This is a genomic window from uncultured Campylobacter sp., assembly GCF_938045775.1.
Classification (GTDB): domain Bacteria; phylum Campylobacterota; class Campylobacteria; order Campylobacterales; family Campylobacteraceae; genus Campylobacter_B.
Map to the genome: position 1 here is coordinate 1 of NZ_CALIBH010000186.1, position 26,174 is coordinate 26,174.

24 protein-coding genes and 2 pseudogenes are annotated in these 26,174 nt (G+C 48.2%); 19 read left to right on the plus strand and 7 right to left on the minus strand.

Annotation, left to right across the window (positions count from 1 at the left end; translation table 11 throughout):
• Positions 1-508, minus strand: a pseudogene (locus Q0238_RS07090) (ABC transporter substrate-binding protein); the annotation flags it as partial.
• A 121-nt stretch (positions 509-629) separates the two neighbouring features.
• Here Q0238_RS07090 and Q0238_RS07095 point away from each other — a divergent pair.
• From Q0238_RS07095 to Q0238_RS07175, 17 genes are all read left to right on the plus strand, one after another.
• Positions 630-1,976 (plus strand): FAD-dependent oxidoreductase, encoded by a 1,347-nt coding sequence (locus Q0238_RS07095; protein WP_297944397.1) that lies wholly within the window; start codon positions 630-632, stop codon positions 1,974-1,976.
• 312 nt (positions 1,977-2,288) lie between these two features.
• A complete protein-coding gene (gene pyk / locus Q0238_RS07100; protein WP_297944400.1) occupies positions 2,289-3,770 on the plus strand; it encodes a pyruvate kinase in 1,482 nt (493 codons plus the stop codon).
• A gap of 331 nt (positions 3,771-4,101) precedes the next feature.
• Positions 4,102-4,749, plus strand: coding sequence for a restriction endonuclease (locus tag Q0238_RS07105; protein ID WP_297944403.1), 648 nt, complete (start codon positions 4,102-4,104; stop codon positions 4,747-4,749).
• A gap of 264 nt (positions 4,750-5,013) precedes the next feature.
• On the plus strand, positions 5,014-5,721 hold the full coding sequence (locus Q0238_RS07110; protein ID WP_297944407.1) for a cytochrome-c oxidase: 708 nt from the start codon (positions 5,014-5,016) through the stop codon (positions 5,719-5,721).
• A 129-nt stretch (positions 5,722-5,850) separates the two neighbouring features.
• Positions 5,851-6,807 (plus strand): NADAR family protein, encoded by a 957-nt coding sequence (locus Q0238_RS07115; RefSeq protein WP_297944410.1) that lies wholly within the window; start codon positions 5,851-5,853, stop codon positions 6,805-6,807.
• Between the two features lie 426 nt (positions 6,808-7,233).
• Positions 7,234-8,469: a hypothetical protein gene (locus Q0238_RS07120; protein WP_297944413.1), complete on the plus strand. Its 1,236-nt coding sequence runs from the start codon at positions 7,234-7,236 to the stop codon at positions 8,467-8,469.
• A 244-nt stretch (positions 8,470-8,713) separates the two neighbouring features.
• Complete coding sequence (locus tag Q0238_RS07125) at positions 8,714-9,139, plus strand: hypothetical protein (protein WP_297944416.1); 426 nt, start codon at positions 8,714-8,716, stop codon at positions 9,137-9,139.
• A gap of 562 nt (positions 9,140-9,701) precedes the next feature.
• Positions 9,702-9,869, plus strand: a complete 168-nt coding sequence (locus Q0238_RS07130) for a hypothetical protein (RefSeq protein WP_297944419.1) — start codon at positions 9,702-9,704, stop codon at positions 9,867-9,869.
• 9 nt (positions 9,870-9,878) lie between these two features.
• On the plus strand, positions 9,879-11,435 hold the full coding sequence (locus Q0238_RS07135; protein ID WP_297944422.1) for a disulfide bond formation protein B: 1,557 nt from the start codon (positions 9,879-9,881) through the stop codon (positions 11,433-11,435).
• A 21-nt stretch (positions 11,436-11,456) separates the two neighbouring features.
• Positions 11,457-12,902, plus strand: coding sequence for a hypothetical protein (locus tag Q0238_RS07140; protein WP_297944425.1), 1,446 nt, complete (start codon positions 11,457-11,459; stop codon positions 12,900-12,902).
• A gap of 4 nt (positions 12,903-12,906) precedes the next feature.
• Positions 12,907-13,470 carry a hypothetical protein gene (locus tag Q0238_RS07145; protein WP_297944428.1) on the plus strand — a complete coding sequence of 188 codons (564 nt, stop codon included), beginning with the start codon at positions 12,907-12,909 and terminating at the stop codon, positions 13,468-13,470.
• 159 nt (positions 13,471-13,629) lie between these two features.
• Complete coding sequence (locus tag Q0238_RS07150) at positions 13,630-13,977, plus strand: hypothetical protein (RefSeq protein WP_297944431.1); 348 nt, start codon at positions 13,630-13,632, stop codon at positions 13,975-13,977.
• Between the two features lie 368 nt (positions 13,978-14,345).
• Positions 14,346-14,711: a hypothetical protein gene (locus Q0238_RS07155; protein WP_297944434.1), complete on the plus strand. Its 366-nt coding sequence runs from the start codon at positions 14,346-14,348 to the stop codon at positions 14,709-14,711.
• A 63-nt stretch (positions 14,712-14,774) separates the two neighbouring features.
• Positions 14,775-15,488 carry a hypothetical protein gene (locus Q0238_RS07160; protein WP_297944437.1) on the plus strand — a complete coding sequence of 238 codons (714 nt, stop codon included), beginning with the start codon at positions 14,775-14,777 and terminating at the stop codon, positions 15,486-15,488.
• A gap of 84 nt (positions 15,489-15,572) precedes the next feature.
• Entirely contained in the window at positions 15,573-15,998 is a 426-nt protein-coding gene (locus Q0238_RS07165) for an ecotin family protein (RefSeq protein ID WP_297944440.1), read from the plus strand.
• A gap of 184 nt (positions 15,999-16,182) precedes the next feature.
• Positions 16,183-16,884: a YbaK/EbsC family protein gene (locus Q0238_RS07170; RefSeq protein WP_297944443.1), complete on the plus strand. Its 702-nt coding sequence runs from the start codon at positions 16,183-16,185 to the stop codon at positions 16,882-16,884.
• A gap of 149 nt (positions 16,885-17,033) precedes the next feature.
• Positions 17,034-17,696 carry a hypothetical protein gene (locus Q0238_RS07175; RefSeq protein WP_297944446.1) on the plus strand — a complete coding sequence of 221 codons (663 nt, stop codon included), beginning with the start codon at positions 17,034-17,036 and terminating at the stop codon, positions 17,694-17,696.
• A gap of 455 nt (positions 17,697-18,151) precedes the next feature.
• Here the strand turns inward: Q0238_RS07175 and Q0238_RS07180 are convergent, their stop codons facing one another.
• Both Q0238_RS07180 and hisD read right to left on the minus strand, forming a co-directional pair.
• The gene (locus Q0238_RS07180; protein ID WP_291936556.1) at positions 18,152-18,442 is read right to left on the minus strand and encodes a DUF5339 domain-containing protein; all 291 of its coding nucleotides are present in this window, start codon (positions 18,440-18,442) and stop codon (positions 18,152-18,154) included.
• A 257-nt stretch (positions 18,443-18,699) separates the two neighbouring features.
• Positions 18,700-19,989 carry a histidinol dehydrogenase gene (gene hisD / locus Q0238_RS07185; RefSeq protein WP_297944449.1) on the minus strand — a complete coding sequence of 430 codons (1,290 nt, stop codon included), beginning with the start codon at positions 19,987-19,989 and terminating at the stop codon, positions 18,700-18,702.
• A gap of 157 nt (positions 19,990-20,146) precedes the next feature.
• Between hisD and Q0238_RS07190 the strand changes: the two genes are divergently transcribed.
• Positions 20,147-21,187, plus strand: a complete 1,041-nt coding sequence (locus tag Q0238_RS07190) for an SEL1-like repeat protein (protein ID WP_297944452.1) — start codon at positions 20,147-20,149, stop codon at positions 21,185-21,187.
• A gap of 331 nt (positions 21,188-21,518) precedes the next feature.
• On the opposite strand, the gene Q0238_RS07195 is transcribed toward Q0238_RS07190, so the two are convergent.
• The 4 genes from Q0238_RS07195 to Q0238_RS07210 are packed head-to-tail and all read right to left on the minus strand — an operon-like array spanning position 21,519 to position 25,707.
• Positions 21,519-22,541, minus strand: coding sequence for an OmpA family protein (locus Q0238_RS07195; RefSeq protein WP_297944456.1), 1,023 nt, complete (start codon positions 22,539-22,541; stop codon positions 21,519-21,521).
• Complete coding sequence (locus Q0238_RS07200; RefSeq protein ID WP_297944459.1) at positions 22,528-23,817, minus strand: MotA/TolQ/ExbB proton channel family protein; 1,290 nt, start codon at positions 23,815-23,817, stop codon at positions 22,528-22,530. The genes Q0238_RS07195 and Q0238_RS07200 overlap by 14 nt, the downstream gene beginning before the upstream one ends.
• A gap of 1 nt (position 23,818) precedes the next feature.
• A complete protein-coding gene (fbaA, locus tag Q0238_RS07205; protein ID WP_297944462.1) occupies positions 23,819-24,883 on the minus strand; it encodes a class II fructose-bisphosphate aldolase in 1,065 nt (354 codons plus the stop codon).
• A gap of 14 nt (positions 24,884-24,897) precedes the next feature.
• Positions 24,898-25,707, minus strand: a complete 810-nt coding sequence (locus Q0238_RS07210) for a peptidyl-prolyl cis-trans isomerase (RefSeq protein WP_297944465.1) — start codon at positions 25,705-25,707, stop codon at positions 24,898-24,900.
• 105 nt (positions 25,708-25,812) lie between these two features.
• Between Q0238_RS07210 and Q0238_RS07215 the strand changes: the two are divergent.
• Positions 25,813-26,174, plus strand: a pseudogene (locus tag Q0238_RS07215) (endonuclease III); the annotation flags it as partial.

Below are 26,174 nucleotides of genomic sequence, written 5' to 3' on the forward strand. Positions count from 1 at the left end.
TAAATTTAAGCCCTTTTAAATCGTCTAGCGTATTAATCTCTTTTTTAAACCAACCACCCATCTGCATACCGCTATTTAGGATATTAAAGACCTTTAGATTGCTTTTAGCATAGAATTTATCCGCTAGCTCCTTGCCTCCGCCGAAGTAATACCAAGCGTGCTGTTCGTCTTTCGTCATACCAAAAGGCACCGTCGTAAACAGCATATTTGCGCTATTTTTACCTTTATAATAGTAGCTCGCAGTATAGCCTAAATCGTATTGTCCGTTTTTGACCATATCATAGATCGCAAAAGGCGCTTTATGTTTGCTAGGCGCGTCGATGCTGATTTTCAGCCTGCCATCAGACATACTATCTGCAAGATCTGCCATACGCTTGGCGACATCGCCTACGATAGGCATACTAAGCTCGTAAGTCTGAGCTAGCTTGAGGCGATAAACTTTCTTATCCGCGCCCCACAGCGACGTGGCTATAATCAAACTTAATCCGACAAGAATCGATTTTTTCATATACTACTCCCAAAATGAAATGGTGCGAATTTTATATAAAATCATCTAAATTCACGCTTTTATAACTAGCTTTTAAGCGAAATTTTCGCACAATTGCAGCCAAATTCGATAAGGAAAGGGCATGCAAGAAAAACATTACGACGTAATCATCATAGGCGGCGGTATCACGGGCAGCGCGCTAGCGTACGTGCTGGCAGAATTTAGTGGGATCAAAAATATCGCTCTACTTGAAAAATACGAAGGGCTTGCGACGCTAAATTCTAAAGCCAGCGCAAATTCCCAGACGATTCATTGCGGCGACATCGAGACCAACTACGATTTGCAAAAAGCGACCGAAGTCAAGCGCAAGGCGGATATGATCGTGAAATATTGCCAAAAGCACGGATATGAGAATAAATTTTTATTTCAGGGGCAGAAAATGGCTCTTGGCGTGGGCGAAAGCGAGGTAGAGCTAATTAAAGACCGCTTTGAGAAATTTAAAGAGCTTTATCCGTATCTGCAGCTTTTCGACAAGGAAGAGCTCAAAAAAATCGAGCCCAAGCTAGTTTTTGACGGGCGCGGCGAGGAGCGAGCGGAGGATATCGTAGCAATGGGCGTGCAATCGGGAGTTTACACGACGATCGATTACGGCGCGATGGCGAATTCCTTTGTGCAAAACGCTAAAAGCGTGGAGGGCAAAACCTGCGATCTGTACCTAAACACCGAGGTGCAAAACATCACTAAAGTAGGCGATAAGCTCTATATCCGCACCGCAAATAGACTCTCTCTAAGTGCTGATTTCGTAGTCGTAGATGCGGGCGCTCACTCGCTATGGCTCGCGCACAAAATGGGGCTTGGGCAGGATCTTAGCACGATTTGCATCGCGGGCAGCTTCTATCTAACCAAGCAAAAGCTTCTAAACGGCAAGGTTTACATGGTGCAAAACCCAAAGCTTCCATTTGCCGCGCTTCACGGCGATCCGGATTTGCTCGCAGACGGCTGCACGAGATTTGGCCCTACCGCGCTTACGATGCCGAAGCTTGAGCGCTACAAGGGCTGTCGTTCGGTGCCGGAATTTTTTCAATCATTAAATTTTGACATGGACGTAGCCAAGGTCATTTGGCAAAATTTTGGCGATAGCGAGGTAAGGGACTTCTTAATCCGCAATATAGGCTTTGAGATACCGATTTTAGGTAAAAAGCTTTTCGTCAAAAATGCGCGCAAGATCATACCTAGCATCCGCGAGGAGGATATTTACTACGCCAAGGGCTTTGGCGGCGTGCGCCCGCAAGTAATCTCACACTCGCAAAAAAAGCTGCTTTTAGGCGAAGCTAGAATAGGCGAAAATCCGGGGATTATCTTTAATATGACCCCAAGCCCCGGCGCTACGAGCTGCTTAGGCAACGCACTTCGCGACGCAAAAAGTGCCTGCGAATATTTGGGAGTGAGCTTTGATGATGCAAAATTTGACGCGGAAATGATGCGATAAAGAGGAATTTTTAAATTTCGCTCGGGCGAGAATTTTAAAATTTTACTTCGGCGAGGATTTTAGAATTTTGCTCGCGCTTCATATATATAGGGGATTTTAAAAATTTCATTCAAACGCGAATTTTTAAAATTTAACCCGCACCGCAAGCTATGAAATTTTAAAATTTCGCCGTGCCTTAGAATTATAGAATTCTCGCGCGCCATAAAATTTTAAAATTCCTTCGTCTAGCGAATTTTAAAATTTAGAAATTTCAAAATTTTGCGTAAAATTTCGCCTAATGCGGCGATAAATTTTAAATTTAAAGGAGAAAAGATGCTTAAAAAAACCAAAATTTTAGCGACCATCGGGCCTGCAAGCGACAGCGAAGAGATGATGAGCGCGATGGTAAAGGCGGGCTGCAACGCCTTTAGGATGAACTTCAGCCACGGCACGCACGAGTATCACGAGGCAAATTTAAACAAAATCCGCGCCGTAGAAAAGAGCCTGGGCGTACGCGTAGGCGTCTTTCAGGACATCAGCGGTCCAAAGATCCGCGTCGGCAAACTCGAAGAAAATTTTAAACTAAAAACGGGCGATAAAATCACCTTCCTTCCTCGCGAAATCATCGGCAAAAAGAGCGCGGAAGGCGAATACGAGCTGTGTATCAACCACCCTGAAATTTTGCCGTTAATGAAGACGGGTGAGTTTATCTACCTCTACGACGGCTCGATCCGCGCCAAGGTAGTCGCGGTAAGCGAGCAAGGCGTGCGAGCCGTGCTCGAAAACGACGGCTTTTTAAGCTCAAATAAGGGGGTGAACTTCCCAAACACCCGCCTAAATATCGACGTTATCACGCAAAAAGACCTCGCGGATCTGCGCTGGGGCGCGGCGCACGGCGTAAATTTCGTAGGCATCTCCTTCGTACAGTCGCAAAACGACATCCTGCGCGTGCGCGAAATTTTAAACTCGCTGGGCTCAAAGGCTAAAATTTACGCCAAGATCGAGAAATTCGACGCGGTCGAAAATATTGAAAAGATCATCGAAGCAAGTGACGGCATAATGGTCGCGCGCGGAGATCTAGGCATCGAGATGCCGTTTTATGAGATCCCGCGCATCCAAAAGCGCATCATAGCTCTTGCCAACGCCCGCTCAAAGCCCGTCATCACCGCCACGCAGATGATGCTTAGCATGACCGAACACGAGCGCGCTACCAGAGCCGAGATCAGCGACGTCGCAAACGCCGTGCTCGACGGCACCGACGCCGTGATGCTAAGCGAGGAAAGCGCCATCGGCAAAAACCCCGCAGCCGTAGTCGCCGCGATGAGCGAGACGATCCGCGAGACCGAAAAGATCTATCCTTACGATAAATTTAACGATTACGATTTCTACGACGAGACCGATATGATCACCTCAAGCACCGCAGCGCTTGCCGCAAGGCTGGGCGCAGGCGCGATACTTTCGATCACGGGCTCGGGGCGCTCAGCGATCAAACTCGCACGCAACCGCGCTAAAATCGACGTCATCGCAATCGCACACGACGAGCAGACCGCGCACGCGCTAAGTCTCGTGTGGGGCGTAAATCCAGCGATGGTTAAGGAAAAAACGAGCATCAACTCGCTGCTCGCACGTATCATAAGCGAGGCTCTGCAGCGCGGGCTCATCGAAGAAGGCGGCACCTACGTGATGACGGCGGGCTTTCAAAGCGGGCATCCCGGCAGCACCGACTACATCCGCATCATCAAAAAAGATCAGATCGATTTCTACCGCGACACGGCGAAAACGGGTCTTCAGGATCAATTTAATGCGCAACATTAAATTTGGTGGTAAAATTTGAAGTTTTTAAGTTGCAGGCCTAGAGAGGTAAAATTGTAAAAAATTAGGAGAAAAACGATGATACCAAGCTACAAAGAGATGATGTTTCCGATTTTAAGATTTATCGGCGAGCGCGGCAAGTCAGACAGAAAAGAAATTTTCGAGTTCATTACAAAGCTATAAATTTAACGACGACTAACTCTTACAGAGGATACCTAGCGGCATGCTTGTATATGTTAACCGTGCAAGCTGAGCGTTATCGGACTTTGCAGGAAATAAAGAAGTTGTAAATTTACCTGACGTTAAAAAGCCTATCAAAAGATCAGGTAGAGGCGTGTACGAGATAACGGATCTTGGCAAACAAATGCTAAAAAGTAAAGACGCTCAGGCAAAATTTGAGGCTTGGTACGATGAAATTTATAAAAACAAAAGCGCTCCAAGCACCAAAATCTCGCAAATCGTGACGCAAGAAAAGACGCCTATCGACATCATCGTCGAGACAACAAACGAGCTCGCAAAAAATCTAAAATCTCAAATTTTAGACGAAATTTCACAAAAAAAGCCGAGCTTTTTTGAGTATTTGGTGACATGCTTGCTCGAAAAAATGGGCTACGGAGTAGGCAGACTAACCAAAAACGGCGCGGACGGCGGTATAGACGGTATTATAGATGAAGATGAGCTTGGATTATCGCAAATTTACGTCCAGGCTAAAAGCTGGCAAGGCGCGGTTTCGCGTCCTGAAATTCAAAAATTCGTAGGCGCGATATCGGATAAGCAGACCAAAAAGGGTGTATTTATCACGACGTCAAAATTTAGCAAAGATGCCGCAAGATGCGCCGCAAACATGCAAAATTACACGATTGTTCTGATTGACGGCGAACGACTGGCGGAACTGATGATAAAATATAAACTCGGCGTTCAAGTGCGGCAAAATATCGAGATTTGCGACATCGACGGCGACTTTTTCGGCGATGAAATTTAAACGTAAAGGCGAAATTCGTTTTCGGATTAAGCGCAAACGGAAAAATTTAGCTAAGCAATCTAAATTATAAGCTAAATTTTACGACTAACGGCGCTTAAATTTAGCAGCGTAAAGCGTCGCGCTGAAGCCGAATCAAAAGAAAATAGAGCCACCGCAAAAATTAAAATTCCGCAAAAATATATTCGTTAAAAATCAAGCTCGCGCTCTTAAATTTCAAGGTATAATTACGAGGAAACTTATAAAAATTTAACCGAAGGAGAGACCATGAAAAAATTTCGCTCACTGCTGCTGTGTGTGGCGGCAGCTGCGACTTTGAGCGCCCAGGGTGAGAGTGAGGATAAGGTGGAAAAAATCACTTCGATCGACATCTATGTTTCGCCGTTTTATTCGGCTAAGGATGGTAAGCCCGAATACGTGCACGTTTACGAGCCGATCGACGGTCTGCTGATGAAAAACGACGTGCCGAGCCTAAAAAAGGCGATCAAAATCATCGAAGACGCTCCGGATATGGTCGCTCCGACTACGCTGATGACGGTCGCTGCGCGCGCTTATGATCTGGGGCTTAAGGACGACGCCGTGTTTTGGTTCTACGCGGGCAAATACCGCTTCATCTCCTTCGCCTCCGTAATCGACGTCAGCGGCGCGATGTTTATGGAGACGGTCGAGGCAAATTCCGCCTTCATGCACCTTGCAGGCGACGTGATCAACCCATACGCGTTTTGCGACATCGATAAGCAGCAGATCATAGTCGAAAAGGCGGTCGATTGGGTAAAGGATCATCCGTACAAGGCGATATTTTCGGATAAATTCCCATCCATGGCTAGCGACCGCAAGGCGGCTCTAAAGGAAGTGATAGAAAAGCTCAAAGCCGATCAGCAGAAGCAAAAGCAGTATTTTGCCGATCCGAAAAACAGAGCCGATTACATCGCCGAGCGCAAGAAATACCGTACGGACGAGCGCTTCTGCGACTAAAATTTGCGGCTAAGCTTGCCCTCTGGCGGGCTTTGCTAGCTTAGCCGTATTTTGCCTAAATTTCAGCTTGCAGGCTAAATTTAGGCAAATTTCAAGCTATGCTTCAAAATAAAATTTTAAGGAAAAGGCGTGAGCGAAATTTTAAAAAACGTGATGCCGCCGCCGTGGATCAAATACCCCGCTCTTAGCGAGTTTTCGCTCGGCTGGCGGATGGACGCGGCAGAGGATTATAAGTTTAAATTTTGGCAGTGGTTCGAGCGGCTGGATGAAGCGGCGCAAAAAGCGTATGCACGGGCCTTCCCCTATCCTTGCTTTTGGCACTACGGCGGCTGGGACGAGCTGGACGAGACGTCTGAAAATGAGCGCGTAAAATGCGCGCATGGCGGCGACAGATGCTGCTCGGAGCCACGAAATTTGGAATTTAGCGAGTGCGATGAGCTTAGGGGCGATCTTACGGACGATATAGACGATTTCTACCGCGAGGGCTTGCCGTTTTGGCGACGTGGCGGAGCGGCGAAATACGACAAAACCTCGCTAATAAATTCTTCCGAAGCGCATGAATTTCTATTTTTCTACAAGCCGGATGCGGCCGCGGATGAATCCTGTCTCGGGCAGTGGCAGAGCTCGCCTTTTGCCGTAGATGCCGATGAGTATCTATGCGCCGAGCAGTTTATGATGGCGAGCAAGGCGCAGATATTCGGCGACGAGCAGACGCAGGCGCGGATAATGCAAAGCCGCGATGCAAAGCAGATGAAGGCGCTCGGCAGGCAAGTATGGGGCTTTGATGAGCGGCTCTGGGGCGAGGTGCGCTACAGCGTCGTGCTAAGCGGCAATTACTATAAATTTACGCAAAATCCCGCGATGATGCGCTTTTTGCTCGCGACGGGAGATAAAATTTTAGTTGAGGCCAGCCCGCTGGATAAAATTTGGGGTATCGGCCTTGGGCGGCAGAGCGAAAACGCAAGTCATCCGAGCGCGTGGCGCGGGCAAAATCTGCTCGGCTTTGCGCTGATGGAGGTGCGAGACGAGCTGCGCAGGCTGTATAAAAACTACGACCTGATCAATAAGAAATTTTTGCGAGATTAGGCGGCTAAATTTTACCGCTCCCGCCGGGTGTATTCGGCACGGACATAGCGCGGTAGTGAGGCAAGGCGCCAAATTTATAAAATTTTAAAATTTACGCAGACGACTGAGGCTCGCGCCGCTTTTGCGACGGCTTGGATTAAAATTTAAATAGCGGCCGTCCGCGCAAAATTTCGCCGAAAGCCCGTGTAAAATTTCAAAAGCAGATCGTGCGGAATTTCAGCCGCTTAAACTCGCGCAAAATTCCAACCGTCCGATGATGTAAAATTCCGATCCAAAAAATTGCGCAAAATTCCGACTAACCGACATAAAATTCCACTGCCGCCGTCTCAAAGCCCGAGTTTTTTAAATTTAGCCGCACGGCGAAATTTTATCCGTTTTTATATACGAACATTATATAATTATCAAAATTTTTTCCAAGGAGAGAGGATGAAAAAGCTCGCTACGATACTTGTGCTGCTCTGTGCGGCGGCGTTTGCCAAGGAGTATGAGTATATGGTGCAAAGCATGAGCTACGGCTCACTCGGAAATCGCAAGCAGAGCACGCATCTAAGCTACGACGCGGCGGCGCGCAAGCTGGAGCAGGTAAGAGATACGAACTCCTCGGACGGCCTAGGCTCTAGCTACAAAGAGATCAGCTACTTTGACGAAAAGGGGGATATGGTTAAATTCGAAGTATTTAACCTCGATCTTAAAAACGGCAAGTGGAAAAAAATAGAAGATTACACGGAAAGCGTCAAAGACGGCGTCACGACGCGCGAGAGCAATTCGATAGCGGATGACGGCACGCGCAATGCGAGTAAAACCGTCTCCAGCTACGACGGTAACGCGACGCAGGATGTGCGATATAAGTTTATAAAGGGCAAATGGCAGAAAGATAGCATGAACAGATCCGTAAAAAACGCGTTGGATAAGGAGGAGCTTACGATAAGCTTCAAATGGGACGGCAAGAGCTGGCAGCCCAAAGATAAGACCGAAATTTTCTACGACAGCCTAGGAGAAATGAGCGGATACGTGAGCTACGAGTTTGTAAACGGCGCGTGGCAAAACAGCGAGCGAGAGATGCTTAACGGCGATCGAAACGGCAGCTACGAGCAGATCCGCAGCACCTTCCAAAACGGCGCGTGGCAAAACGCGACGATGAGTAAGCATGAGCTGGACGCCGCAAAGGGCGAGGAGGTCGTTACGAGCTTCATCTGGAACGACGAGAAGGGCGCGTGGGATAATATGAGCAAACAGACCGCTATCAAGAAGGGCGCAGATCTTAATATGACCTCGTATCTGTGGGATGAGCAGCTTAAAGATTGGATCAAAAGCTACTCAAACGGCGAAATTTACGACAAATCGGGCGAGCGCCCGCTCGTGCAAAGCTTTGAATCAAATTCCAGCAGCAACAAATACGTCTATAGCTACGACGAGCGCGGCAGCAATACGGCGATGGATATCTACAAGCTTGACGCGAGCGGCAAATGGGTGCAAACGGGACGCTCAGAGGCTACTTACGATACCCAAATCCCGGCTGATAGCGTGGGATACGGCGCCGCGCTGATGATGTTTGAGATGCCTAGCATCTACGCGATAACGAGCTTTAAGGAATTTAAGCTTAAAGACGGCAAGCCCGAGCTCATAACGGAGCAGACGTGGAAATATAAAAAGATAAAGTAGCGTTTGAAGATGCGCAGGTAAAATTTCGCGGCTAAATTTTACCTGCGCGGCCTTGCACGAGTGCTGCGATTAAATTTATCAAAGTGCAGCGTGGCATTTAAATTTAACAGGCGCGGCGACCCGCTAGCTATGCGGCTAAATTTAGCTAACGCGGAGGTATTCGTGCGCCACGTAAATTTTAAAATTTAAATCCTACGCCGCAGCAGGTCCGTACGTAGCGGCGGCAAAAGAAAAGGTTGAAAAAATGATTTTACCCAGAGTGGCTATTTCGGCTTTAATTTCAGCGAGTATCTGTTTTGGCGCCGTAGCGGCGCAAGATCACGGCGCGGCGAGCGAGCAAAAACAGACGGTGCAGGGCGATGAGAGAGATGACCAGACGCCCACAGACAAGCAAAGTAGCGAAATAAGCGCGACAAATCGCACGGGCGAACAAGGCGGCGAGGCGCAAAATTTTAAAATCAAAAGGCGCTATTTTCGCAGCTGTTCGTGCCTGCACAAACAAAAATCAAAGGGGCCCGCCCGCCTCTACGATGAAATTTCGCAAGAGCAGGCCGAAAGATCGGCGGCCTATTTCATCGGCTATTTCAAAGAGGGCAAACTAAGCCGCTATGAGAAAATTTACGAAGGCAAGAGAATTTTTTCAAGCGAGGATATAAAGCAGAGCGAATGAAATCGCAAATTAGCGGCAAAGAGGCGCGATGAAATTTTACGCCGCCAATGCCAAAAGAGCGCGCGTTAAATTTTTAAATTCACTCTTGCGCAAGCGACTGCTCTAATCTTTTAAATTTTACGGCCCAGCTTAAATTTAGGGCTCGGCTCTATACGACGATGGCGCTTTTGCTCTTTTCGCCGCTAAAGACGTCCCGTCGCATAGCCAAAATACCCGCTGCCGCTTCGCCAACGATACTCCCCGTCGCTTTGCAAAGATAGTTCTCGCCGCGCCCCCTCTTTAAGGCCGCAGCCGAAGCGGCGAAATCATTAAAATTTTAAAATTTTATACCGAATATAAGATCGCGGAGCGACTAAGCCTAGGATGATCGATCGCTTTACGTCGCGTGCGTTACGGCTCAAATTTATCTTAATCGATCATTTTTTATCCGTTGATATATAGTTTCAAAATACGTATCGCTACAAAAATATATAAATTTTCATATGTAATATTAAAATTTAAGTAAAATTTTATCCTAGCTGCATTACCATTCAATAACTATTTTCACGATAAGGAGAACGGCATGGAACTACTGATCCTTGTTTTATTAGCGGCTGCCGTATGGCTAGTGTGGCGAAAGCCCGCGAAAGAAAAGGTTGCCTTTAGGCTCTTCGTGCTCGGCGCAGCACTGTGCTTCGTGATGTATTTTATCGCGAGCTTTACCTCCGTGCTGCCCTTCGGAAGCTATTAGGAGGGCGCTATGCAGAAGAGATTTAACCTACTGATGACCACGGCGGTTTTACTGATCCTTGCCATCCCCGTAGGCATCGCAAACATCTACCTCGGATACGTCGTAGGCGAGAGCCCCTGCACGCTATGCTGGTTCGAGCGCATCGGCATGATCTTAATCGGCGTTTTAGGCATCTTCATCTTGCGCTACGGAGCCAAGATCAAATACGTCTCGGCGGTCTTCATCTGCGCGGCATACGGGCTTTTTATGAGTATCCGCCACACCTCGCTCGACGGCTTTGCGTGGGACGTAGGGATGGGCTTTGGCGACGCGATCTTCGGCGCGCACACCTACACTTGGGGCGCATTCGTGTATTGGGCCGTCGTTTTGATAATGCCCGTGATGCTGCTTTTTGCGCCGAAGGCGCAAAACCTAGACGAGCAAAGCGAAAGCTTCAACCCCTTTAGCGCATACACGACCGCGATCGTCGCGATCTCGTTTGCCGTCATCGTCTCAAACGCCTTCCAAGCCTTCTTTTCCACGGGCGTTCCGCCTTTTAGCGGCAAAGGTGAGCCCGAGAGGATAAGCTTAAACTTAGCTCAAGCGAGCGATAAATGGACCGCTCAAATTTGGACGAGGCTGCAAAGACCATTTTCGCTTACGGGCAAAAACAAAGTGCAGATGCCGCACATCGCCGGCGCTTTAGAGGAAGGAGCGTTTAAATTTAACGAAAATCCAAACGACGGCGCCGTGAAAAATTTAAAACCCGCCCTTAAGATCAAAAGCAAAAAGCCGCTTGCGTTTAAAGCGACCGGGATCTTCGGTCAAGGAAACGCAGGCGGGCTCGCATACGACGCCGCAAGCGATGAGTTCGCGGTCGTCTCGACGGCTGCGGGAGTGTATTTTCTAGACGGCAGTCTGCAAAACATAACGCACCGCGCGATCCTAGACAAACCGAACGGATACGACATCAGATACAGCGTCGATAGCACCTTTGCAGACGGCAAGCTCATCACGACCGCTTTCAACAAGACCCTTTGGGCGGTGGAAAAAGCGCCGCAGGGCGAGATCGACAAATTTAAAGAGTGGAACACCTTCCGCGAAAGCAGCGGCGGGCTAAAGACCTCGTGGTATAGAGATCGCCCCGTCGTGCTAACCGTCAGGGCAAAAAAGGCCTACGTCCTATCGATCGCAAGCGACCCCGCAAGCGAGTTTATGTATATGTTCTCCGTGCCGAATGAGGTTTCAAAAAAAGTCGTCGTCATCAGGGTCGATAAAAACGATCAAACCCTAAGCGCCGAGAGCGTCCTAAAAGCGGGCGCAGGGCTCGAGCTAAAAGACGGACGCGATCTAAACGACTACTACATCACCGGCGCCGACGTGAAAAACGGCAAAATTCTAGCGCTTAGCAAAAACTACAACACCCTACTCGTCGTGGACGCAGAGACAATGAAGGCGGTGGACGCCTACGAGCTGCCTGCCGTCGGCGATATGCACGCTATCGCGATCAAGGGCGAGTCGCTCTTCATCTTAAGCGTGGAGGGCGGACAGGACGTCGTGTATGAGCTCGAAAGCCCCGCGATTTAAAATTTAAATAAAGGAGCGGTCATGAGAGGTATTTTTAAAATTTCGCCCGAGGGTGCGGTAAATTTTGCGGCGGTAAATTTAAAGGCGCGAGCGATTGTTTCGGCGGGCGCTTTTGGGGCGCAGACGGCGGTTTTAGCAGACAAGCTTCGGGCGCGAGCGGCAGTTTTAGCAGGCTCTATTTTAGCGGCGACATTAGTTCTCGCGATGCCTGCGAGCGCGACCGAGATGGCGGCGAAACACGCGGCGGCGGCGAAACACGCGGCGCCGGATAAAATTTGCCTGCAAAAGACGAGCTACAAAACAGAGGGCGGCGCCCTGCCGCGCTACGAATATGAAGTGAGCCAAAACTACGACGCCAAAACCCGCCGCCTAGAAAAAATCTACAGAAAGAGCAGCGAAGAGGGAGCGTCCGTATCGAAAAGCTTTAGCAAATTTGACGAAAGCGGCGAGCGCGAGATCGAAAATGTCGAATATGACTGGGACGCAGATACAAACAAATTTCGCAAAACTGCGATGAGCAAGCAGGAGATCGCAAAGGACGGCTCAAAAATTTATTTCAGTCTGCAAAAGGACGGTAAACCATACGATGGGGAAAAAGCCGTCGAAAAGCGCGAGGGTAAAACGGAAATTTTGCAAAATTTCACGCTAAAAAATGGCAGATGGACGCCGACGCACCTTACAAAAAGGATTGTCGATGAAAACGACAGAAACAATTTCGTAGCGACCTACGAATGGAACGCCAAAGCGAAAAAATGGATGCCGTACGAAAAATCGATATATCACTACAACGGCGACGTTTACGCAGGCTCCGAAGGCTACGCGTGGCGCGGCAAATGGGTGCCGCTTACAAAACATACGGTCTTTACGGCAGCGGACGGGACGCGCAACGAGATAAATTTTATATGGAAGGACGACACATGGCAGCGCGATGAAAAGATCTTGCGTAAGATCGAGCCTAAGTATAGGCGTTTTACCGAGCTAAGATCGCGCTGGGACGCCGCAAAAAACGAGTGGAGGGAGTACTACAAAAACGTGCACGAGGAGACCGATGAAAGCAGGCCTCTGCGCGAGCAAACCGTGCTTTGGCGCGAGGAGCTGCAGCGCTGGGAGGTCGTGTTTGAAAACGAGTTTAGCTACGACGCGCGCGGCAACGTCATAAAAAATCGCACGGCCTCCGATGGCAAGCAGTACGAGTATATCTACGGCTACGACGAGGCGGGCAACAACATCTCCATCATCCTGCGCGAGCCTGATGAGAGCGGCAAATGGCACGAAACGCAAAAGACGCAAAACGTCTTTGAGCCTGAAATTTTAGCGCACGACGTCCTGGATCGCGGCTTCATCGGCGACTACATAGCCGCGGGCGAAAACGCGATCAAAAGCAGCAAGCAGTATTTTCTAAAGGACGGCGAGTTTAAGCTAAACGAGACGCGCGAGTGGGTTTACGGAAAATGCGAGCCGCAATAAAATTTTGAAAAGCCTCATGAACGAGCCTTATATCGTTAAAATTTCAGATAGTGACGCGATGATGTTCGGCTGCGAAGCGGACGAGCGAGTGCGCGAATTTGTCGCTAAATTTGACGGCTGGGAGTACGAAAGCGAGTTTGAGCGGACCAGCTATCTGCTCGGCACGGACGTTTTTATCGAGGTCGCGAGCGAGGAGAGCTTAAATGAAGGCGCTTTACGCGCTCAAATTTTAAACGAGAAGGCTTTGGACGCTGACGGCGACACGGCGTTTTTGAGCCTGCGCGAGTGGGACGGCAAGGAGCACTGGCGGGTTCGCGCGAGCGGTGAAATTTTACGCGCCATCAGCGAGGATGAGGACGGCGGCGCGGCGTATCTGCTTCTTAGCCCAAGACATATCGCCGCAGAGGAGCTGCAAGACGCCTTTGCGGACAAGCCGCCGCAGGAATTTGCGCGCATTATCGAAAGCCTCGAAGCCAAATACGAGTGCAAAGACCAAATGCTCTGCTACATCGTTTGCTATTTTACGCCGAAGGGCAAAGAGGGGATGCGGGCGGACTTCGGCGTCTGAATTTAAAGCGCGGCGGATTAAATTTAAAATTTGCCCGCACGGCATGCTTGCGCCGAATAGCGAGAGTTTGATCCTGCGCGTAAGACCTGCGCCGTATGGGCGCAAGTAAAATTTAAGCGACGAAATTTAAACCGCCACGACAAGCGAAATGGGGGCAGAATGATAAAATCCATAAAATTTGAGGGCGAAAGCATCGAGGAGCTGGAGGTTTGGTACTACGCCCCAAAGTACGAATATAGCGCGGCGGAGTTCGCACAGCAGTGCGGCAAGCTCGTGCGCGCGGACTTTGGACTCGCCTCCCTTTACGAGATAAAATTTGAAAAATTTACGCCCTGCGAGCCCGATGATTTTATGAAAGAGCGGATAACGGCTGCTTTGAGTGCGGCAGGGCTATCGGACGAGCCTCAAAATTTTGCAATGGGCGGCGAGAACGACTGGGACTGGCAGGAGTGCTCGTTTGAGGCGAGCGGACAGCGATTTTTACGCATCTGGGCGACGTCGGCTTGATAAATTTAGCCCCGCTAGCGGGCTTTGAGGCGAAGTACGAGTTTTTAAAATTTAAAGTTTCAAGCGGCGTATACCGTCGCGCTAAAACGCATTTCATCGAGCCTTAAATTTTAAAATTTCGGTCGCGAGCTTTCGGATTTTAAAATTTAAACAGCGCTGTGCTTTGAGGTGCAGCGCGAATTTAACGGCGCGGTAAAATAGCAGCGCAAACGATAAAAAACGGCGCTCGCTAAGTGGAATTTTATAAAAGGTGAATGCGGCGTGCCGTATTTAGGACGCAAAAAGCTTAAACGGGCTTAGGAAGTAAATTTCGATCTAAATTTAGGCAAGGCGCCAAAAATTTTAAAATTTAAATGCAGGAGGACAAAATGGTGGAAACGGATAGCTTGCAGAGTTTCGGGCGGGAATATGTGCGGCAGCTCAGGGACGGGTCGCTGGCGTGGTTGGACGGGGTCGTAAGCGGGCGGATGAAAGGCGCGCGGTGCGAGCGACTGTATGCATCGATAGCGGACTTTTCGCCGCAGCAGAGGGAGGCGCTAAGGACGCTTTGCGCGCATCTTACCGATCACGTCCTGCATGAGACGTTAAGCTTTTTCGAGCAAAACGAGTGCTGGCGGCTTGCGGACGAGGCGGGCGAAAATCTAGCCGAGCTCTCGGACGGACTTTGCGGCGAGCTCTACGGCGAGGACGGCTGGATCGAAAAATTTAGCGGCTATCCCGCGAGCCTAAAATAATGCCCTACGGATTTACGTGCCTGAGCGCCCTGCTCTGAGCCAAAATTTATTTGAAGGGAAGATATGAAAAACTTATTTTTAGCCGCGCTTGCGGCATTAGCGCTTAGCGGCTGCGCGGGCTTAAAATGCGGCGCAAAGGACGGGCGAGACGTCGCCGAGATCGACGTGCCCGAGGATGGCTGGACGAGATACCTAGGCACCGACGGCGAGATCAAGGAGGTCGCATTTTTCACGGCGTTTTTCTCCAAGCAGTTCCGCCCGCATCCAAAAGATGGCGAAAAGATCGGCTTCGTACTTACCAAAAAGAGCGGCGAACGCATACCGATAAGGCTCGGCAATATGTATAAGGCGGCAAACGGCGCATTTACGCTCGCAGATCTCGACGCGGAGGCCGGCGTATGGCGCGGAGCGGAGGAGCTACAAGGAGCAAAACGAGTAAAATTTTATAAATTTCAAGAAAGCGGCGTCAAAGTGACGGACTATGAGGCGCAAGGCGGGCTTTGCGAGGCGTTTTACGCAGGCGAAAAGATAAGCGTCAAAAGCGTGCTAAGCCGCCACGCGAGCAAGGCTGGCGAGGCTAGCGGCGAAATTTCCACCGTGCAGACGCAGGGCGAAATATCGCGCGACGCCGCCAAAATTTCAAACTCGCGCGAAAAGCCCTCGCCGCAAGGCTCTAGCAAAAATTTAGCGAACAAAAAGAGCTTCGCGCAAAAAACCGAGGGCGAGGCGCTAAAATCAGAGACGGAGGCGCTAAAAAATATTATCTGCTACAGATAAAAACGAAGTCGATTGAAATTTCAGTTTAATGAGTGAAAATTTTGCTAAAATTTTGAATAAAAATATCTTTTCAAGGAGTAAAGTATGAGAAAAAGCGTTTTATTTTTCCTATTGCCGCTGTTTTTGTTCGGCGGCGAGGCGCAAAAGCAGCTAAACGTCTTTGAGCTAACGCCGTCAAAGATGCCGCCGCAGCAATTTAAAGTCGAAGCGGTCTTTTCCAAAGAGATCAAAGCCGACTGCAACGACGCGTATCTGATCGACGGCAAAATAGAGCAAAAAGAGGGCTCGGACGGGCTTTATTACGAGTTTAGCGGCGGCGATGAGCTTGCTCAGACGCTGATGCTATGCGACGGCAAGAAGCAAAAGAAGCGTATCTATTACGAGCTCACGCATCCATTCGCCTACGACGGCGGCGAAATTAGAATTTTAGCGCCCAAAGACGTCAAGGTCGAGCTTAGAATTTACGAGCTCGTAGAGAGCAAAGAGCCTAAAATCCGCAAGATGAAATAATTTCGCGAGAAGCAGGGCGGACCGAGCTTATGCACGGCGGAATTTCCGCCGCGCAATAGATCTTTCATCGCGCAATGGTTTTGCGCGCAGGCAAGATAAATTTTACGGCGAAGAATGGAATTTCGGCATCGATGGGTCGTTTGGTTAAAATTTCAGTATAATTTCGCAAAAACAAGGAGAGAGCATGTCAGAGAGAATTTTTGAAAGCCTAAAAGAGCTTTTGACGCAGCAGGGCGCGCACTTCCGCGTAGTAGCTCACGAAAGCGCGGGCACCTCCGCCGAGGTCGCCAAAGCCCGAGGCACGCAGCTAGGACAAGGCGCAAAGGCGCTAGTTTGCACGATCAAGGGCTTTAAGGACGGGCAAATTTCTTTTTCGCAAAATTTAAATTTAGCAAACGTCGATAACGCGCAAAACTCCAATGCTTCCAGCTTTGCGAGCGCTCAAGGCTGCGAAAACGGTGCCTGCGCAGCAAATTTAGCTTTAACCGCCGATCAAATTTGCGCAAACGTGCCGCAGCAGCTGAAGCTTCCTAGCGACAAACCCGCGGGCAGAAACGGCAGGATCTACGTCCTAGCGGTCTTCGCAGCCGATCATAAAACCGATCTAAAGCGCTTGGCAGAGGGGCTTGGCGGCACAAAAGCATCGCTCGTAAGCCCCGATGAAGTGGGCGATCTCACGGACTGCGTCATCGGCTCGGTGCCGCCGTTTAGCTTCCACGACAAGCTGCTGCTAATCGCCGATCCGTCGCTATTCGGACGCTTTGAAGAGATCGCTTTCAACGCGGGCTTGCTCGATCACTCGATCATCCTAAACGTGCAAGATTACGCGCGCATCGCAACTCCGCGCATCGTTAGCTTCACTGAAAAGGCTACGGAAGACGAATAGCAGCGCATCGTCCGTTTCACACAAGAGGAAGATTCGGATTAAATTAACCCAAAAGCAAGGGCAGAAAAAGACAGCGCGAGAGTGGTTGTAAAAAGGGCGCTTTGATTTTTGATCTTTTTTCTTCATATTAAGGCTTTAAAATTTGCAGTATGATCAGGAGCAAAGAGATCGTGACCGAAACGAGGGGAAATGTTATGAAGCAGGTGTGGATATTTTTGCTGTGCCTACTTGCGCTATGCGGCATGGAAAATGCCGCGGTCAAGGAAGACGATGCGCCGCGACCGGAGATTTATCAGAGTATGAAAGATATTTACGACGATCTACCGATCGCGCAACTACCAATGCGCTATCCGGGAGAAATTTCGCCCTTAGCAGCTATCGATAAAAATTTACTTGATAAAAATGAGCTGTTTTCGTTCGCAAAGGAGAATTTTTTAATCGACAATCTAAGCGCGTATTGGGAGAGGATCAAAGACATAAGGGCTTGTCGTTTGCCAAAAAAGAGCGCCAAAACAATTCTGCTAAGGCTTTATCTGGGGGATTTCCAAGATAGCAAGCACGGGCACGAATATGTTTTTATGTGCCTTTTAAACGACGCATTTCGTATAAACGATTGTCGCGAAATTTACGCCGATTACGTGCACTGCGGTAAAAGCAAGCCGCCGATGCACGCCAAGCAGGAGTTCGTCATCGACGCCGATTTACGCTGCATAGTAACAACGCTCTACTATACTTTAGATGCCGGCAAGGAGCTGCATAGAAATGTCTGCGTGCACGAAATAAAAAACGGCGCGATCGTTACTAAGGATTAAAATCCGAGGCGATTTTGTGAGATGTTTTGGCCGTAAATTTCATAGGCAGAGCCGCAAACTTATACGTAAATTCGCTCTATCTATGAGCCTCAGCTATTTCAAATCGCGATAAAATGACGCTCAAACCGAGCCTGCATTCGTCATATTGATGAGGCGCTGTTTCGAGCCGCGCCAAAACGGCTCGTAAATCTTTGGTACTCCGCAGCGTCCCACTAAGATGCGTCGCCTTGCGGAGCATTTTAACGACGACGAGCGCTTTATTCGTTTTGACTTCCTGCAACAAGCTAAATATCAAATCTGAAATTCTTAGCAAGCCCCGAAAGCAACGAGGATAAAACATCCAAATTTTAAAATTTAAAAATTTTTAAAATAAAAGTGTGAGTTTAAAAAGAATTAATCGCGACGATATCGCATCGCCGCGACTGAAGAAGGCATCATCATGCCCGCGAAGGTATTTATTTCATAGCGCCTTGTTGTTTCATCTGATCCATCATCTGCTTAAATATCTCTTTAGCTTGTTTGCAAGTGGCCTCTTGCTGCTCCTTAGGAAGTGCGCTGATCTGATCCATGGACTGCTTTTTTTGATCCTCGTACATCTTGACCTGCTGCTCTTGACCCGCTTGTTTGTAGGTGTCAACCATCTTATCAAGATCTGCGAAGTACTCCTTGCAGCTATCTGAAAGATCTGCGGCGCTAAGACTTAGCGCAAAGCCAAAACTAGCCAAAACTAAAAGTGATTTTTTCATTTTTCTCTCCTTGTAAAAAATCAGCGAAAGTATATCATTTCGCTTAGTAAATTTGCCTTAAATTTTAATCAAATACGGCTATTTTTTTAAATTTATAGCGCTTTTGAAATTTTAAAATTTTACTCTCGCTGCGACGCTTACGTTTTTTAAAATTTAACTCATCTTTAAATTTTAAAATTTCAGCTCTTGGTTTAGCAACAACCGCCGGTGCTCTTTAAAATTCGGTCCTCGCCGCCTCTTGGGGCTGCAGCGTAAAATCACTTCTCTTCAAATCTAATCTGCACCGATTTTTTGTGCGCGCCGAGCCCCTCGGCGTCCGCTAGCGCCATGCACGCGCCTCCGAGCTCGTCTATGGCGCACTTATTTAGCGCTATGATCGAGCTTCGTTTGATGAAATTATAAACTCCCAGAGGCGAGAAAAATCGCGCGCTTCCGCCGGTTGGCAGCGTGTGGTTAGGGCCTGCGAGATAATCGCCCATCGCCTCGGGCGTATAATGACCCAAAAATATCGCGCCTGCGTGGCGTATACGCGGAAGCAGCTCGTAGGCGTTCTCGGTCGCGATCTCGAGGTGCTCGACCGCAAGCTCGTTCATCAGCTCCACGCACTCGTTCATATCGCGCGCGATGATGATTGCGCCCTTGTTTTGGACGCTGGCGCGAGCGATCGACTCACGCGCGAGTGTAGGAAGCTCGCGCTCGATGTGCCCTGCGACGGCAAGAGCGAATTTTTCATCGTTGCTTATCAAAAAGCTGCTTGCGATCTCGTCGTGCTCGGCTTGGCTAAGTAGATCCACGGCGATGTTGCGCGGATTTGCCGCGACGTTTGCGATGATACCCACTTCGCTAGGGCCTGCGATCATATCGATATTTACATCGCCGAACACGAGCTTTTTAGCAGTCGCTACGAAGATGTTCCCGGGACCCGTTATGACGTCGACCTTGCCGATCGTGCGCGTGCCGTATGCCATCGCCGCGATCGCGCTTGCGCCGCCCACCTTGTAGGCCTTTTTGATCCCCAGCACATGCATCGCCGCGAGCAGTAGCTCATTTACGACGCCGCCCACGGCGGGAGTGCAGACGCTGATATCCTCCACGCCCGCGACGATTGCGGGGATCGCGTTCATTAGAAGCGAGCTTGGATACGCCGCCTTGCCGCCCGGGATATACAGCCCCGCGCGATCCACGGGCGTGATCTTTTGCCCAAGCATCGCGCCGCTTGGATCGAAGCTAAACCAGCTTCTCTCAAGCTGTTTTTCATGATAAGCATAGATACGCTCGTATGCGACCTGAAGCGCGTTTTTAAGCTCTGCGGTTAAGCCTTCATACGCGAGACTCATCTGCTCTTGCGTGATAGCCAGATCGCCCTGTACGCGCCATCTGTCAAATTTCTCTATCTGTTCAGCTAGCGCCTCATCGCCGCGCGCTCTGATCTCCTCGATGATGCCGCTAACGACGGGCATTACCGATCTCATGTCCGTCTCGCCGCGGCGCACCAACCTCGCAAATTCCTCTTTGAAATTTGTGTCCGTGCTTTTTAAAATTTTCATTTTCGCTCCTTGTAATTCTTGGAATTTTAACGCTTTTTGCTAAATTTCGCCTTTAAGCTTGCGACTGTGTAAATTTAAAAACTATTTAGGCCCGCCGATTTTCAAAAGATTAAGCGAAAATGAAATAAAATAGCCGAAATTTTAAACGGAGCGATGTATGAAAAAGATATTTTTAGCGCTGATCGCCACGGCGGCCTTATCGCTAGCAGAAGCCACAGCTTTGTCATCGACGGAACAAGAGGATCCCGGTATAAGCAAGTTGCAAAGCGAATGCGATAATAACAACACCTTAGCATGCGTAAATCTCGCCATGGCATACTATTCGGGCGATGGCGTGAAGCAGGATTATGAAAAAGCAAGGGAGCTAAATTTTAAAGCCTGTAGTTTGGGCGACGGCTGGGATTGCACCACCTTGGGGGCGTCATACGAATACGGCAAGGGCGCGGAGCAAGATTATAAAAAAGCGATCGAACTGTATTCTAAGGCCTGCGACTTAAAAAATAGCATAGCTTACGGCAATCTGGGTGTTTTATACTACTCAGGCAAGGGAGTAAAGCAAGATTACAAAAAAGCAACCGAACTGCTTTCCAAAGCTTGCGATTTGCAAGAAGGTGACGGATGCTACAATCTTGGGCTCTTATATGCCTCGGGTGAAGGCGTAAAACAGGATTATAAAAAAGCGAGCGAGCTATATTCTAAAGCTTGCGATTTAAAACATAGCAAAAGCTGCCATAATCTTGGAATTTCATATGAAAAAGGGGAAGGCGTAAAACAAAGCTACCAAAAAGCGAATGAACTATACTCTAGAGCTTGTGAGTTAGAGCTTGCCGAAAGCTGCTATAATCTCGGGAATTCATATGAAAATGGTAGTGGCACAAAGCAAGACTACAAAAAAGCGTATGAGTTATATTCTAAGGCTTGCGATCTAGGATTAGTCAATGGGTGCTACAATATGGAAGTTTTATACTATTCAGGCGAGGGTGTAGGGCGAGATTCTAAAAAAGCAAACGAGCTATTTTTGAAGGCTTGTCGTTTGGAATTTGCCGACGGTTGCTATAATCTTGGGATTTCATATTTCTATGGTGAAGGCGTAAAACAGGATACAAACACTGCAAAAAAATATTTAAATAAGGCTTGCGATTTAGGATCTCAAGTCGGTTGCGACGGATATAAAAAGTTAAATGAGCTAGGCTTTTAATTCATTTAAATTTTTAGCCACCCGTGAGCCTGCTTAAATTTACAGCTTAAATTAAAAGTCTAAATTTAAACCATATTATCGCGTGGCAGCGCTAAAAGCGCGTCAAAATATGCGGGTTTAAAATTTAAACCCATTCCGCCGCGGCAGATGCCGTGTAAACGCTGCGTAAAATTTAACGAGCCGCCAATTTACGACATTCGCGCCAAAATAAAAGGATACCCTCCGCCGCCGTTGAAATTTCAGATGAGACGTTAATTCTTTAAGAATTTTAAAATTTTAAGCCCTCTTTTTTGCGAGTTAAAATTTCGAGTGAGCCGTTAAGGGTGAGCCGCTAATTCGTAGCGTTCGCGTCGAACTGCAAAAATTTCCTGATCTCCTCCATCGCCTCTTTGTTTGAAAGGGTAAATTTTATCTCGATGCGACGGCTAGCGTCCTTGTCCTCGACGCCCCTGCGCATCACGGGCTGCGTGTAGCTGCGACCGCTGGCGATGAGATATTTTTGCAGCCGCTCGTCTTTATTCCAAGAGTTGATGAAATCCATCACCGCAAACGCCCTGTTTTGCGAGAGCTCGAGGTTATACAAATACCCGCCGTCGCTATCCGTGTGCCCCTCGATGATGATCTGATCTAAATTTTCGCGAATTTCGTCGTTATTCAAAAGCGCGGCGAAATAGCTCTGTAGCGTCGAGCGGAGCGCCTCTTTGGCGCCCTCTTTCAGCTCGCTTGAGCCCTTGTCGAAAAGGATCGACGAGCTTAGCGTCATCGCGCCGCTTTCGTTGTCGATGCGGATCTTACCGCCCAGCTTCTCCTTCAGATCGGCGATGATCTTGACCTTCATTCCAGTGAGGTTGCGGATGCGGTTTTTGGTGACGTTGAGATCCTGCAAAATTTTATTAAAATCGCTCTCTTTCTGCGTGAGCTGATCGAGCAAAAAGGCGATTTTAAGCTCGTTTTGGCTAATCGTAGCGTTGGCGTCGTCGCGCGCTTTTTGCAGAAGCGAGTTGATATCTAAATTCTCTTTTTTCAACTTCTCCGCCATCTCGGTTAGATCTTCGATCTGTATGAAGTAGATGGAATTTTGCTTGCGAAGGTCGGTATTTTCTATGTTCAGCTTCTCAAGCTGGTCGCTAAAAATTTTATTCAGCGCTTCAAGCTCGGCGCTTTTTTTCTCCTGGCTTTGCAAGCTTAAAAGCGCGCTTGAAATTTGACTTTCTTTCTCTTGCAGGTTGCTTTGCGTGAGGAAGTATTTGACGATGATGCCGCCTACTAAAAGCACGAAAACAAAAAGCAGTCCCGCCATCAAATCGGCGTACGCGATCCAAAAGGTCTCTTTTTCTTCGTTATTCGTTTTCATCTAAAAGTGCTTTTTCATCGATGCTCGCAAGCGTTTTACGAAGCTCTTCGATGATGCTTTCATTACTCGTCCGCGCAGCGCCCTCTCCAGCTAAAAGTGCCTTCAAATCCGCGCTTAGTCCCTTAAAGCTAGCGTCAATTTTAGCGGCGCAAGCATTCTGCGAACTTGAAATTTCGCCCGCAAACCCGCCCAAGGAAGCATTTAGGCTCTTGATTTGAGCGCTTAATGCACTCGTAACGTTAGTCAGCTCGCCTTGCCCGTCCGTTAAAGTCTTAGACTGGCTTAGATACTGCGCGGAAATTCCGTTTTGAATTTCGATTAGGCTTGCAGATACGGACTTAAGCGCAGATAAAATTTGAGCGAAGCTCTTATCTAACTCGCCGTGAGCGAGATTTGTCCTTTGGATCATCTCTCCTGCTTTTTCAAGCTCTTCTTGTGTAATCGCCATACTTCGCTTCTCGGCTTCCATCACGCTTTCAAAAGCGCCGATTTTTTCATCGATTAGGCGGTTTAGTCTTTCGGTAAAATTCGTAGAGCTCATCATCGCAAATGAGCGCGAAATTTCAGAATTAGCGTTTAAAATTTCATTCAGATAGCCCTGTGTTATTTCGTCTTTGTTCCAGAAGAAATTTTTAGTGGAATTTTTGTATTTGATGAGCAGGCGCTCATATTTGCTGATGCCTTTTTTCTCAAAATATATCCACCAAAGCGCCAAAAAGATTCCATAGATCGAGACGTAAAATGCTGTACCTACGCCGCCTAGAAGCTGCGCGATCTCGGTTTCTAGCCCATCGATATTGCTTGAGGAAAAGTGTGGCATCGAAATCGCAATCGAGATGAAAGTTCCTAAAATTCCAAGCATCGGAAAGACTGCCGACGCGACGGAAGCGTAGTTTTGATTACGCAGCGAGTAGCCGTATTCGTCCACAAAAAGATCAAAGCTGGCATCGGATTTTTTCTTGCCGCCGATACTTAAGAGATTGGCGACAATGTAATTTTTCAGCTCGCGCTTGAAGTCATCGATATTATTTTGAAAATTTAAGCAGCCATATTCTGCATTATGACGAGCTAAAATTAGTGCAATAATGAGCAAAACCGCAAGCATCAGGATCGAGTGCGTTTCTACCTTCAGCCCGATAAGTCCCAAATAGCCCAGCAAAAACACCACAAAAACCGCGATCGGCAGAGCTGCAATCTTAAAAAAAACGCCCGCTAGCGAGCGCTCCTTCGCCTCAGGTAGCGTGATATCGAGCACTTCGTTATTCGGGCGATCCATATTAGTTCCTATTTAGGCAATTTAAATTATCAAATGCAACCTGCAAGCGAGCCACCATACTCTGCTCGCCCGCTCTCAGCCATTTGCGAGGATCGTAGAATTTTTTATTCGGTTTATCCTCGCCTTCCGGATTGCCGATTTGAGCCTGCAAATAGCCGCGATTTTTGGCCTCATAAGCGCGCACGCCGTCCCAAAACGCCCACTGCGTGTCGGTGTCGATATTCATCTTAACGACGCCGTAGCTCACGGCCGCCTTGATGTCGGAGGTCTCGCTGCCGCTGCCGCCGTGAAAGACGAAATTTACGGGTTTTTCAGATTGCAGATTAAATTTCTCGCGCACGAATTTTTGCGAATTTTTTAAAATTTCAGGTCTCAGCACGACATTGCCCGGTTTATACACGCCGTGGACATTGCCGAAGCTCGCCGCGATGCTGAATCTATCGCTGATTTTGCTTAGTCGCTCATAGGCGAGTGCGACATCTGCAGGCTGGGTGTAAAGCCGCGCGTTATCGACGCTCGTATTATCGACGCCATCCTCTTCGCCGCCCGTGACGCCAAGCTCGATCTCAAGCGAAATTCCAAGATCGCTTAAAATTTCCAAATACTTCTCGCAGGTCGCTAAATTTAACTCCAAATCATCCTCGCTAAAATCGAGCATGTGCGAGCTAAACAGCGGCACGCCGTGAGTTTTTTTATGAGCGGCATTAGCTTCGATGAGCTCGTCAATCCACGGAAGCAGCTTCCTTGCGGCATGATCGGTATGTAAAATCACCGCAACGCCGTAATGAGCCGCCAAAGCATGCACTTGATGCGCGCCTGCAATAGCGCCCAATACCGCGGCATTTGGGCAAGTAGCGCCCGCATAAAACGCTGCGCCGCCGTTGCTAAACTGAATAATAACGGGCGAATTTGCAATTTTAGCGCTTTCCAAGACGGCGTTTATGGAGTTGCTCCCAACTACGTTTACCGCAGGGATCGCAAAGCCCTGCTGCTTCGCATACGCATAGACCTTACTTACATCATCGCCGCTTAAAACGCCCGGTTTTACTATATCTAAAACGCCCATTTTTAGCTCCTATATTATTTATACTCGATTTTAGCGTTTTTGTGAAGATCTGCCGCTTTTTGCTCGACTACTTTTGCCGCTTTTTGCTGTCTAAGCACGCGCTCAATAAAAGGCTTTGCCTCGCTTTGACTTAACTGCTTTTTAGCTTGAGACTCCTCTTTTAGCACGACGTGATATCCGACTCTGCTTTTAATCGCTTTAGTAGTGATTTGACCATCTTTTATCTTAGAGATCGCATCGGCAAAAGGCTTGACCTGATCGCTAGGCATCCAGCCTAGCTCGCCGCCGGTTTGTTTAGCCTGCGGATCGATAGATTTAGCTTTGGCAAGCTCTGCAAATTTAGTAAATAGTGCACTGTCGCTAAGCCCTTTTAACTGCTTAATAATATCGTTTGCCTCGGCTTCGGTTTTAACGACGATCTGAGCCGCTTTGATTCTCGCAGGCTCAGTAAAGCGAGCTTTGTTTTTGTTATAAAAATCGGCTATTTCTTTATCGTCGATATTTATTTTGCTGGCTTCTTTAGCCTGCCATACACGAAGCGCTAAGTTATCTTTTACGATTTCAAGCTCTTTTTTATAAACATCTTCGTCCATAACGCCCGATTTTTTAGCTTCATCCGTTAGCAGCATCAGATCGATGCCTTTATCGATAAGCTCCTTCTTTTGCTCTGCATTAAGAGCGGCGATATCTACATTGCCTATGCCTTGAAGTAGCGGAGCAAGCTCTTTTTCGGTTACGTCTTTGCCATTTACGGTAGCGTAAACGGTAGCGTTGAGGCTGATAGCGGCAGCCAAACTAAGTGCTGTAAATAAAACTTTTTTCATTATAATTCCTTAAAAAAATTTTAACGGCGATTATAACTCAAAGTTGTTAACAATCAAACTGTACTTTAGAATTTTAGGGTAGAATTCCGCCTTGAGGAAATACAAATGAGAAGTAAAAAAGATATTTTAGAGATAAAAAAGAGAATTCTGCAAAACTTCGCGGAAGAGCGCAGTGAGTTGAAATTTAAAGACAACTATCAGCTTTTGGTCTGCGTGATGCTTAGCGCTCAGTGTACAGACAAGCGGGTAAATTTGATCACGCCGCGCTTTTTTGCGGAATTCCCTAGCGTTGCAGAGCTCGCAAAGGCCAATCTAGCGAGCGTAAAGCTGCTAATCAGCTCGTGCAATTTCTATAACAACAAAGCGGTAAATTTAATCAAAATGGCGCAGGCGGTGGTTAGCGACTTTGATGGCATCGTGCCGCTTGATGAAGCGGGGCTAAAATCTCTTGCGGGCGTGGGGCAAAA